The following is a 10025-nucleotide window of genomic DNA, read 5'->3' as shown; positions in this document are numbered from 1 at the left end:
TCAGCGAGGAGCACCAGCACCTCCTGAAGCGCGTCCAGAAGACGGACCCCGGCGTGACCCTGCGCACGCACCTCCGCGACATGCCCATCCTGCCCAGCTTCGTGGGCCGCAGCTTCGCCGTGCACAACGGCAAGGAGTTCGCCCGCTTCGAGGTCGCGCCCGACATGGTCGGCCACTACCTCGGCGAGTTCGTCCTGACGCGGAAGAGCGTCCGCCACACCGGGCCCGGCGTCGGCGCGACGCGCGGCTCGAAGTTCATGCCGCTGAAGTGATGCCCATGCCCACCTACGGATACTCGGTCAAGCCGGACCCGGAGAAGACGGCCATCGCTTCGGCCCGCGAGGTGCCGGTCAAGCCCAAGCACGTGGTCAACGTGTGCAAGGCCATCAAGGGCATGAGCCTGGAGCGCGCCAAGGCCTTCCTCGAGGAGGTCCAGGAGCTCGAGACCGCGGTGCCCTTCGTGCGCCACAAGCGCAAGGTCGCGCACCGGCGCGGCAAGGTGGGCCCCGGGCAGTTCCCCGTCAAGGCCGCCGGCAAGGTGCTGGAGGTCGTGAAGGGCGCCGAGGCCAACGCCGAGTACAAGGGCCTCGACCCCGAGAAGATGGTCGTCTCGCACGCCGCCTGCCAGCGCGCCGCGCCCATCCAGGGCACGATGCAGCGCGCACACGGCCGCGCCACGCCGTGGAACACGGCCACCTGCCACATCGAGATCGTGCTGTCCGAGAAGTCCGAGAAGGAGGAGGAGAAGTAATGGCGGTCGAGCGCAAGCTCGTGAACGAGCGCATGCGGCGCGTGATGGTGCGCGAGTACCTGAAGCGCGAGACCGAGAAGGCCGGTTTCGGCGGCGTCGACATCCAGCGCACGCCCATGGGCACGCGCATCACGCTTGTCGCCGAGCGCCCGGGCTTTGTCATCGGCCGCCGCGGCGCCACGATCAAGAAGCTCACGGACGACCTCACGAACCGCTTCCAGCTCGACAACCCCCAGATCGACGTGCAGGAGGACAGCAACCCCTCCCTGAACGCCCAGATCATGGCCGTCAAGCTCGCCGAGGCGCTGGAGCGCGGCTGGCACTTCCGGCGCGCCGGCCACTCCACGCTGCGCCGCATCATGGAGTCCGGCGCCAAGGGATGCCAGATCAAGATCGGCGGAAAGATCACCGGCGGCCGCGCGCGCATGGAGAAGTTCACGGCCGGCCACATCAAGCACTGCGGCGAGCCCGCGCTCCAGTGGATGCGCTTGGGCTACGCGACCGCGCGCAAGAAGCTCGGAACGATCGGCGTGCGCGTGGCCATCATGGACCCCAACGCGAAGCTGCCCGACGAGGTGACCTACGCCGGCGAGGCGGGCTCCACGCAAGTCGTCCCGCAGGCGCCAGCGCCCGCGCCTGCGCCCGCCGTGCCCGTCGAAGGCGAGGTCGGCGAGATGCCGGCTGCGCCCACGGGCAAGCGTGGCGGCCGGCTCACGGACGTCGAAGGCATCGGGAAGGTCAAGGCCAAGGCCCTCGAGGAGGCCGGCTTTTCCGACGTCGAGAGCCTGCGCGAGGCCTCCGAGGAGGACCTTGCGACCGTGCTCGGGGAGAAGCTCGCCCGGAAGATCAAGAGCGACATCCTGCGGGGTGAGCGCTGATGGGCGTGAAGGCCCGCGAGATCCGGGGCATGAGCCACGACGACAAGCTGAAGATCCTCGCCGAGACGCGCGGCGAGCTCATGCACCAGCGGGGCCTCGCCGCGATGGGCGGCGCCGTCAAGAACCCGGGCCGGATCGGGGACCTCCGACGCACGATCGCGCGGATCCTCACGCTCGTCCGCGAGGAGGAGTTCCGCACGGGCCGCCGCCTGCGCACCGTCGCGCGGGGCGAGCGGCACCGCGGCGAATCGGCCCCCTCGCCCGCCGCGCGCCGCCGGGCGTCCGCCCGGCCCGCCCCGCCGAAGCCCAAACCCGCCTCGGCCAAGGTCGGCGCCACGAAGGCGGAGACGGCCGCGGCCAAGGAGCGGGTCAAGAAGGATTCGAAGCGAACGCGTGCCTCCAAGGAGGAGAGCGCCTAGTGGCGGAAGTGTGCCAGAAATGCGGGCTGCCCACGGAGATCTGCGTCTGCGAGGAGATCGCGCGGGAGCAGCAGCGCATCCAGATCTACTCGGTCGCCCGGCGCTACGGCAAGATGGTGACGATCGTCGAGGGGATCGACCCCACGGACATCGACATCGGGCATCTCACGACGGAGCTCAAGAACCGCTGCGCCTGCGGGGGAACCCAGAAGGACGGCAAGATCGAGCTTCAGGGCGAGCACCGGCAGAAGGTGAAGCAGGTGCTCGAGAACATGGGATTCAACGCGGAAGTGAAGTGAGGAGGATCGACGTGACGCGGACGGACTGGATCGGATTCCACGCGGAGGTGCTCGCCCCCGCCCCCTACGCGGGCATCGCGGGCACCGTCGTGGACGAGACCCGGGAGACCCTCCGCATCGCGTCGGACGACCGCGAGCGCGTCGTTCCCAAGCGCGGAAGCACGTTCCGCGTGAAGGCCCCCGACGGCTCGGAGGCGGTCGTGGAAGGATCGACGATCGCCAAGCGCCCGGAGGATCGCCTCCGAGGCTGACGTTTCAACCAAGGTGACGACATGGCCAAGCAAGCAACGACGGAGAAAGGCACGGCCGCCCGGTCCCGCACGCGCGGCGCTTCGCAGGCCGCCCGCAACATCGGCATCGACGTGCCGGCGCCGGAGCGGACCTGCGACGACGGCGACTGCCCCTTCCACGGCACGCTGCGCGTCCGCGGCTTCCGCATCGCCGGCAAGGTCGTGTCCTCGAAGATGGACAAGACGGCCGTCGTCGAGCGCGAGCACCTGCGCTTTGTGCCCAAGTACGAGCGGTACGAGCGCCGCACGGGCCGCTACGCCGCGCACAACCCGCCCTGCATCGCCGCGCAGCCCGGCGACGACGTGACCCTCATGGAGTGCCGCCCGCTCTCGAAGACGAAGAGCTTTGCGATCGTCGCGGCCCGTCGCGGCCAGATGCGCGTCGTGGGCGAGGACTACACGGAGGGCCTGCGCGAGGCGCGCGCGACGCCCCCCTCCCCCGGAGGCGAAGGCGCATGAAGGCCGTTCCCGCCACCATCACGCGCGGGCTTCCCGTGGGCGCGCGCCTCGAGTGCGCGGACAACACGGGCGCCAAGGTCGTCCAGATCCTGGCCGTTCCCCGCGCGGGCGCCCACCACCGCCGCCTGCCGGCCGCCGGCGTCGGCGACTACCTCGTCGTCTCCGTCAAGAAGGGAACGCCCGAGATGCGCCGACAGGTCCTAAACGCGGTCATCATCCGCCAGCGCCGGCCGTTCCGCCGGCCCGACGGCACGGTCGTCCAGTTCGAGGACAACGCCGCGGTCATCGTGGCCGAGAACGGCGACACGAAGGGATCGGACATCAAGGGACCCGTGGCCCGGGAAGCGGCGGAGCGGTGGCCCCGCATCGCGGCCACGGCCAGCATGATCGTGTGAGGTGCGACGATGACAAGCTCCCAACCCCGAAAGCAACGCCTTCGTCTCCACAACCTTCCCCACCACGAGCGCCCGCGCCAGCTGCGCGCCCACCTCGCGGAGGAGCTGTTCCTCAAGTACGGCAAGCGGTCGGCCACGATCCGCGTGGGCGACACCGTGAAGGTCCTTCGCGGCGGCCACGCCGGCACGGTCGGCAAGATCCTCGCCGTGAACCCGAGCCGGCGCACCGTGACGGTCGAGGGCGTCACGGCCGCCAAGGCCGACGGGACGCAGAAACCCAAGCCCATGTTCGCAAGCAACCTGCTTCTCACCAAGCTCGATCTCACGGACCGCCAGCGGCGCGACCTCCTGGGCGCGCAGCTGTCGGCCGACGAGGTGAAGGCGCTCGAGCGCGAGAAGGAGGAGCGCGAGAAGGCCAAGGAGGCCGCGCGTCGCGCCAAGGAGGAGCAGGCCGAGGCCCCGGAGGAAACGGAGGCCGACGAAGACGAGGCCGACAAGGAGCCCGCCGCGGGATCCGGTCCCTCCGAGATGGAAGAGGAGCACGCCGAGGACGACGAAGAGGAGGGACGCAAGTGAGCAAGCATCTCAAGCGCCTGGCCGTTCCGCGCCGCTGGACGGTCCCCCGCAAGGCCCACAAGTGGGCGACAAAGCCCCGCGCCGGACCGCACGCCGGCGAGGAGAGCGTTCCCATGGCCATCGTGCTTCGCGACTACCTCCACCTCTGCGACACCTCGCGCGAGGCTCAGCGCATCCTGGGCGCCCGCGAGGTCCTCGTCGACGGCCGGGTCGTCACCGACTACAAGCGCGGCGTGGGCCTCATGGACGTGCTGTCGATCCCGAAGGTCGACCGGCACTACCGCGCGCTCGTGGACACGGCCGGACGGCTGCGTCTCGTGGACATCCCAAAGGCCCAGGCCGACTGGAAGCTCTGCCGCGTGGAGGGCAAGACGACCGTGAAGGAGGGGCAGTTCCAGCTCAACCTCCACGACGGGCGCAACCTGCAGATCAAGGAGAACAAGTACGCCACGGGCGACGTGCTCAAGCTCAAGCTTCCCGAGCAGAAGGTGGCGGGGCACCACGCTCTCGCCGAGGGCATGCTCGCGTACATCACGGGCGGATCGCACGTGGGCGAGCTTGCCACGATCACGAAGATCGTGGTCACGCACGAGCCGCGCGCGAACCTCGTCGAGCTTCGCGCGGGCGACCGCGCGTTTGCCACCGTGAAGCCCTACGTGTTCGTCGTCGGCAAGGACGAGCCGGAGATCCGGATCCCGGAGGTGGCGATCCAATGAGCGCCGTTCAAGACTTCGCGTACGCGAACCCCATGCAGGCGCCGCGCCTGGAGAAGGTCATCATCAACATCGGCGTCGGCGAGGCGGGCGAGAGGCTCATCAAGGCCGAGAAGGTGCTCTCGCAGCTCACCAAGCGCAAGCCCGTCCGCACGCTCTCGAGGGTGGCCAACCGCGACTGGAACCTGCGGGTGGGGCTTCCCATCGGCTGCAAGGTCACGCTGCGCGGCGCGGCGGCCAAAGACTTCCTGAAGACGTGCCTTGAGGTCCGCAACAACAAGCTGGACCCGTGGAACTTCGACCAGGAGGGCAACCTCAACTTCGGCTTCTCCGACCACACGGACTTCCCCGGCATGAAGTACGATCCCGACATCGGCATCTTCGGCCTCAACGTCACGGCCACGCTTTCGCGCCCCGGCTACCGGGTGAAGCGCCGACGCGTGCTGCCCTCGCGCATCCCGCGCGCCTCGCGCATCGTCCGCGAGGAGGGCATCGCCTGGGTGAAGGCCAACTTCCCCGTGGAGGTGCTGGAGGAATGACCGACGCGACGAACGCCCCCGAGCTTCCCCCGAACGCCCGCTTCGGCCGCGGCGCCAACCGCTGCCAGCGCTGCGGCGTGTTCACCGGGCTCATCCGGAAGTACCGGCTCTTCGTGTGCCGCCACTGCTTCCGCGAGATCGGACCGGACCTCGGATTCAAGAAGTACTCCTGAAGGTGAGACGGAATGCAAAACGATCCTCTGGCAGACGCCTTGACGCTCCTCAAGAACGCCGAGCGCGTGGGCAAGCTCACCTGCGACATCCGGCCCGCGAGCAAGCTCGTCGGCCGCGTGCTCAAGGTCATGCTCGACGCGGGCTACATCGGGCCCTTCGAGTTCGTGGACGACGGCGCGAGCGGGTTCTTCCGCGTGAAGCTCGTCGGCCACATCAACGAGTGCGGCGTCGTGAAGCCGCGCTTCAACGTGAAGCGGCAGGAGTTCGAGCGCTGGGAGAGCCGGTACCTTCCCGCGCGCGACTTCGGCACGCTCATCCTGACGACCACCCAGGGCGTGATCAGCCACGCCGCCGCCAAGGAGCTCGGAACCGGCGGGAAGCTCCTGGCCTACGTCTACTGAGGGAAACCATGGTGCAAGCGCTCGCGAAGGAAACGATCCCGATCCCCAAGGGCGTCACGGTCACCGTCGAGGACCGCGACGTCAAGGTCAAGGGGCCCAAGGGCGAGCTCGTCCGCGCCTTCCCGGAGGCCTCCGTGGCCCTCGCCCAGCAAGGCGACGAGCTCGTCGTGTCGTGCGAGCTTCCCCGCCGCCGCCAGAAGGCGCTCGTGGGCACCTACGCCTCGCACCTACGCAACATGGTAAGCGGCGTGCAGGCCGAGTGGGAGTACAAGCTGAAGATCGTCTTCAGCCACTTCCCGATCAAGACGAAGGTCCAGGGCAAGCAGTTTGTCATCGAGAACTTCCTGGGCGAGAAGACGCCGCGGCGGGCCAGCATCCGCGAGGGCGTCGCCGTGAAGGTCGAGGGCGACGCGGTGAGCGTGACCGGCGTCCACCTCGAGAACGTCGCGCAGACGGCCGCAAACATCGAGCAGGCCACGCGCATCCGCGGCTTTGACCCGCGCGTCTTCCAGGACGGCATCTACATCACGCACAAGCCGAGGTGAGCGACGTGACGCGAGAGGACACGATCAAGGAGTTCGCGAAGATCCCGGGCGTCGGCGAGAAGAAGGCCGAAGCCCTCTACGACGCCGGCTTCACGTCGATGGAGAAGCTCAAGCGGGCGACCAAGGAGGACCTGCTTGCCGTCGAGGGCGTGGGCCCCAAGCTTGCCGAGGCCATCCTGAAGGGCGTAGCCGAGCTCTCGGCGCCGCCGGCGGCCGAGGAAGAGCAGCGCATCGAGGTCGTCGAGGAGAGCGCCCGCGAGGAGCGCAAGGGCCGCCCCAAGCCCAAGAAGGAGAAGGTCGAGATCGTCGAAGAGGCCGAGCGGGTCTACCGGACCCGCGCCAAGCCCAAGCTCGACGAGGCCACGCGCAAGGCGCTCGCGCTTCGCCGCGAGCTTTCGCGCCGACGGCCCGACTTCCCGCGCGACCAATGGTTCCGCTACAAGAAGATCGACCGCAACGTGTGGCGGCGCCCCATGGGCATCTCGAACAAGCAGCTCAAGATGTACCGCTACCGCCCGGCCGTCCCCAAGGCCGGCTACGGCGGCCCGGCGGCCGTCCGCGGGCTGCATCCCTCGGGCTTCGAGGAGGTCCTCGTGCACAACGCCGCGGACCTCTCGAAGGTGAACCCGGACACCCAGGCCGCCCGCGTGGGCGGCTCCGTGGGCGCGCGCACGCGCGAAACGATCGAGAAGGAGGCGGCCGCCCGCGGCGTCCGCATCCTCAATCCCCGGAGGGGATCGAAATGACCGACCTTCGCAACCAACGCCGCATGGCCGCCCTCCTCCTCGACTGCGGGGCCTCCCGCATCTGGATCGACCCCCTCCACGCCGAGGAGGTCGCCGCGGCCGTCACGCGCTCCGACGTCCGCAAGCTCATCGCGCGCGGCTGGATCGAGAAGCTCCAGGAGACGGGCGTCTCGCGCGGCCGCGCCCGCGCGCTTGCGATCCAGAAGAAGAGCGGACGCCGCAAGGGCGAGGGCTCCCGCAAGGGCGCGCAGGGCAGCAAGGCCCGCTCGCCTCGCAAGACGCGCTGGGTGCGGACGATCCGCCCCCTCCGCCGCGTGCTCGCGCAGCTTCGCGACGAGGGCAAGATCAGCCCCCGCGACTACCGCGCGCAGTACCTGCGCGCCAAGGGCGGCGTCTACCGCAGCAAGAACCACCTCTTGAGCCACCTCCGCACGGAAGGCGTGCTCAAGGAACCGCCCGCCGGAGGTGCCTGACGATGGCCGACGGACCCCGCTACCACGTCGCGATGCGCCGACGGCGCGAGAACCGCACGGACTACCGCCGGCGGCTCGCGCTCCTGAAGGCGCGCAAGCCGCGCCTGGTCGTCCGCAAGAAGACCGCGAACCTCATCGTCCAGCTCGTCGGCTACGACGCGCAAGGCGACGTCGTGCTCGCCCAGGCGCAGGCCCGCGAGCTCTCCGGCTTCGGCTGGACGGGCGCGGCCAAGAACACGCCCGCCGCCTACCTCGTCGGGTACCTCGCCGGCCGCCGCGCGGCGGCCACCGGCGTGAAGGAGGCCGTGCTCGACATCGGCCGGCAGATCCCGAGCAAGGGCGGGCGCATCTTCGCGGCCCTGCAAGGCGTCCTCGACGCCGGCATCGACGTTCCGCACGGCAACGACGTGCTGCCCGACGCCGCGCGCGTCAAGGGCGAGCACATCGACGACCTTGCCGAAGGCGTCTTTGCGGCCACGAAGGCCAAGATCGAATCCGGCAAACCGAACTCCAAGCCCGCCACCACTGGAGGGGCATCCCGATGACCAACGAAACGTCTCCCCCGTCCGCGCCCGCGCCCGAGGCTCCCGCCCCCCGCCGCTTCGGCGGCGAGCGAGGCGGCCGCGGCGGCGGCCCCCGCCGGCGCTTCGACGCGCCCGCGCGCGACCTTGGCGCCTGGCAGCCCAAGACCGAGCTTGGCCGGCGCGTCAAGGCCGGCGAGATCACGACCATGAGCCAGGCGCTCTCCTCCGGCCTGCCGCTTCGCGAGAGCGAGGTCGTGGACATCCTGCTGCCCAACCTCGAGGACGAGGTCATCGACGTGAACATGGTCCAGCGCATGACCGACTCCGGGCGTCGCGTGAAGTTCCGCGTGGTGTCCGTGATCGGCAACCGCGACGGCTTCGTGGGCCTTGGCATGGCCAAGGGCAAGGAGGTCGGCCCCACGATCCAGCGCGCGATCGACAACGCCAAGCTCAACCTCATCGAGGTCCGCCGCGGCTGCGGCTCCTGGCAGTGCGCCTGCCGCACGGCCCACACGGTCCCCGTGGCCGTCACGGGCAAGAGCGCAAGCGTCGAGATCACGCTCAAGCCCGCGCCCCGCGGCGTCGGGCTTGCGACGGGCGACGTCGCCAAGCAAATCCTGAAATTCGCCGGCGTGCGCGACGTCTGGGGCCGCGCCGAGGGCCAGACGAAGACCACGATCAACAGCGCCAAGGCCGCCTTCGAGGCCCTGCGCAGGGCCTCGGGCGTCAAGGTCCGTGCGAGCCAGCGCGAGGTCCTCGCGCTTGCCGAAGGAAGCGTGGTCGGATGAGCGGCGCCTACCTTGCCGTCCGCGTGCGCGGCACGCAGATGGTCCGCCACGACATCGCGCTCACGCTCGACCAGCTGCGCCTCTCGCGCCCCAACCACGCCGTCGTCGTCCCCAAGAACGAGACGACCGAAGGCATGCTCCGCAAGGCGCGCGACTACATCGCCTACGGCGAGATCGACGCCTCCACGCTCGAGCAGGTGCTGCGCGCGCGCGGCAGGCTCGCCGGTGACCGGCCGCTCAACGACGACACGGTGCAGGCGATGGGCTTCCCCTCGCTCAAGGCCTTCGCGCAGGCGCTCTCGAAGGGCGAGGCCAAGCTCGCCGACGCCGCAAAGCCGGTGCTCCGCCTGAACCCGCCGCGCGGCGGCTACGGCGGCAACAAGCGCCACTACCCCGAGGGGGCGCTCGGGTACTGGGGCGGCGAGATCCAACTCCTGATCCGGCGGATGGTGTGACCGCATGGCCAAGAAGACGAACAAGACGCACAAGAACCGCGGGTCGCGCGAGCACGGCCGCGGCAAGAAGAAGGGCCGCGGCGCGGGCCTGCGCGGCGGCAAGGGCCACGCGGGCAGCTTCGGGCACAGGATCCTCCACTACCGGCTCTACGACCCCGAGCACTTCGACCGCAAGGGCTTCAACCGGCCCCAGCAGGTCTTCGAGCCGCAGGTCGCCATCGACCTTCGGCAGCTCGAGGAGCGCGCGGAGCGGTTCCTCGCCGACGGCAGCGTGACGCGCGAAGGCGACGTGTACACGGTGAACCTCGCGGACGTGGGCTACAACAAGCTCCTCTCGACCGGGACGCCGCGGCGCAAGTGGCGCATCACGGTGGAGCGCGCCAGCGGAAACGCCGTGACGCGCGTGAAGGAGTCCGGCGGCGAGGTCACGGTGACCGCCGTTCCCAAGCCTCCGAAGGCCAAGGCGCCGCCGGCTCCTGCGGGAGGGCCCGGCAAGGGCGCGGCCAAGCCGGGAGCGTCGGCCGGCGGAAAATCCGAAAAGGCCGACGCGGGCCGCGGCGCGGGCAGGAAGTAAACCGTTATAAGGGGCAGGCGGAATCC

At 69.9% G+C, this 10025-nt stretch carries 19 protein-coding genes and 1 pseudogene; all 20 read left to right on the top strand.

Annotated features, from left to right (window positions below; translation table 11 throughout):
• Window positions 1-272, top strand: a 272-nt coding sequence (locus VM681_06845; GenBank protein ID HVL87703.1) for a ribosomal protein S19 family protein, incomplete at its 5' end; no start/stop codon positions are given.
• Between the two features lie 5 nt (window positions 273-277).
• On the top strand, window positions 278-751 hold the full coding sequence (locus tag VM681_06840; protein ID HVL87702.1) for a 50S ribosomal protein L22: 474 nt from the start codon (window positions 278-280) through the stop codon (window positions 749-751).
• Complete coding sequence (locus tag VM681_06835) at window positions 751-1629, top strand: 30S ribosomal protein S3 (protein HVL87701.1); 879 nt, start codon at window positions 751-753, stop codon at window positions 1627-1629. The genes VM681_06840 and VM681_06835 overlap by 1 nt, the downstream gene beginning before the upstream one ends.
• Complete coding sequence (gene rpmC, locus VM681_06830; protein ID HVL87700.1) at window positions 1629-2048, top strand: 50S ribosomal protein L29; 420 nt, start codon at window positions 1629-1631, stop codon at window positions 2046-2048. Before VM681_06835 ends, rpmC begins: the two co-directional genes overlap by 1 nt.
• Entirely contained in the window at window positions 2048-2347 is a 300-nt protein-coding gene (gene yciH / locus VM681_06825) for a stress response translation initiation inhibitor YciH (protein ID HVL87699.1), read from the top strand. Before rpmC ends, yciH begins: the two co-directional genes overlap by 1 nt.
• An 11-nt stretch (window positions 2348-2358) precedes the next feature.
• On the top strand, window positions 2359-2598 hold the full coding sequence (locus tag VM681_06820) for a ribonuclease P protein subunit (GenBank protein HVL87698.1): 240 nt from the start codon (window positions 2359-2361) through the stop codon (window positions 2596-2598).
• Window positions 2599-2697: 99 nt separating this feature from the next.
• Window positions 2698-3012: pseudogene (locus VM681_06815) on the top strand (30S ribosomal protein S17).
• 80 nt (window positions 3013-3092) lie between these two features.
• Window positions 3093-3491 (top strand): 50S ribosomal protein L14, encoded by a 399-nt coding sequence (locus tag VM681_06810; GenBank protein HVL87697.1) that lies wholly within the window; start codon window positions 3093-3095, stop codon window positions 3489-3491.
• A 9-nt stretch (window positions 3492-3500) separates the two neighbouring features.
• Window positions 3501-4067 carry a 50S ribosomal protein L24 gene (gene rplX / locus VM681_06805; protein HVL87696.1) on the top strand — a complete coding sequence of 189 codons (567 nt, stop codon included), beginning with the start codon at window positions 3501-3503 and terminating at the stop codon, window positions 4065-4067.
• Window positions 4064-4783, top strand: a complete 720-nt coding sequence (locus VM681_06800) for a 30S ribosomal protein S4e (GenBank protein ID HVL87695.1) — start codon at window positions 4064-4066, stop codon at window positions 4781-4783. Before rplX ends, VM681_06800 begins: the two co-directional genes overlap by 4 nt.
• Window positions 4780-5319, top strand: a complete 540-nt coding sequence (locus VM681_06795) for a 50S ribosomal protein L5 (GenBank protein ID HVL87694.1) — start codon at window positions 4780-4782, stop codon at window positions 5317-5319. Before VM681_06800 ends, VM681_06795 begins: the two co-directional genes overlap by 4 nt.
• Complete coding sequence (locus tag VM681_06790) at window positions 5316-5492, top strand: 30S ribosomal protein S14 (GenBank protein HVL87693.1); 177 nt, start codon at window positions 5316-5318, stop codon at window positions 5490-5492. The genes VM681_06795 and VM681_06790 overlap by 4 nt, the downstream gene beginning before the upstream one ends.
• Window positions 5493-5504: 12 nt before the next feature.
• A complete protein-coding gene (locus tag VM681_06785) occupies window positions 5505-5894 on the top strand; it encodes a 30S ribosomal protein S8 (protein HVL87692.1) in 390 nt (129 codons plus the stop codon).
• Window positions 5895-5902: 8 nt separating this feature from the next.
• Window positions 5903-6439, top strand: coding sequence for a 50S ribosomal protein L6 (locus tag VM681_06780; GenBank protein HVL87691.1), 537 nt, complete (start codon window positions 5903-5905; stop codon window positions 6437-6439).
• Window positions 6440-6444: 5 nt separating this feature from the next.
• Window positions 6445-7185, top strand: a complete 741-nt coding sequence (locus tag VM681_06775; GenBank protein ID HVL87690.1) for a 50S ribosomal protein L32e — start codon at window positions 6445-6447, stop codon at window positions 7183-7185.
• Entirely contained in the window at window positions 7182-7658 is a 477-nt protein-coding gene (locus VM681_06770; protein ID HVL87689.1) for a 50S ribosomal protein L19e, read from the top strand. Before VM681_06775 ends, VM681_06770 begins: the two co-directional genes overlap by 4 nt.
• Window positions 7659-7660: 2 nt before the next feature.
• A complete protein-coding gene (locus tag VM681_06765) occupies window positions 7661-8203 on the top strand; it encodes a 50S ribosomal protein L18 (protein HVL87688.1) in 543 nt (180 codons plus the stop codon).
• Window positions 8200-8970: a 30S ribosomal protein S5 gene (locus VM681_06760; protein HVL87687.1), complete on the top strand. Its 771-nt coding sequence runs from the start codon at window positions 8200-8202 to the stop codon at window positions 8968-8970. The genes VM681_06765 and VM681_06760 overlap by 4 nt, the downstream gene beginning before the upstream one ends.
• A complete protein-coding gene (locus tag VM681_06755) occupies window positions 8967-9425 on the top strand; it encodes a 50S ribosomal protein L30 (protein HVL87686.1) in 459 nt (152 codons plus the stop codon). The genes VM681_06760 and VM681_06755 overlap by 4 nt, the downstream gene beginning before the upstream one ends.
• Window positions 9426-9429: 4 nt before the next feature.
• Complete coding sequence (locus tag VM681_06750) at window positions 9430-9999, top strand: uL15 family ribosomal protein (protein ID HVL87685.1); 570 nt, start codon at window positions 9430-9432, stop codon at window positions 9997-9999.
• Window positions 10000-10025 lie beyond the last annotated feature (26 nt).

This window comes from Candidatus Thermoplasmatota archaeon, from assembly GCA_035541015.1.
Classification (GTDB): domain Archaea; phylum Thermoplasmatota; class SW-10-69-26; order JACQPN01; family JAIVGT01; genus DATLFM01.
The sequence above is the reverse complement of the archived record's forward strand: the minus strand, read 5'-3'. Positions and strand labels throughout refer to the sequence as shown.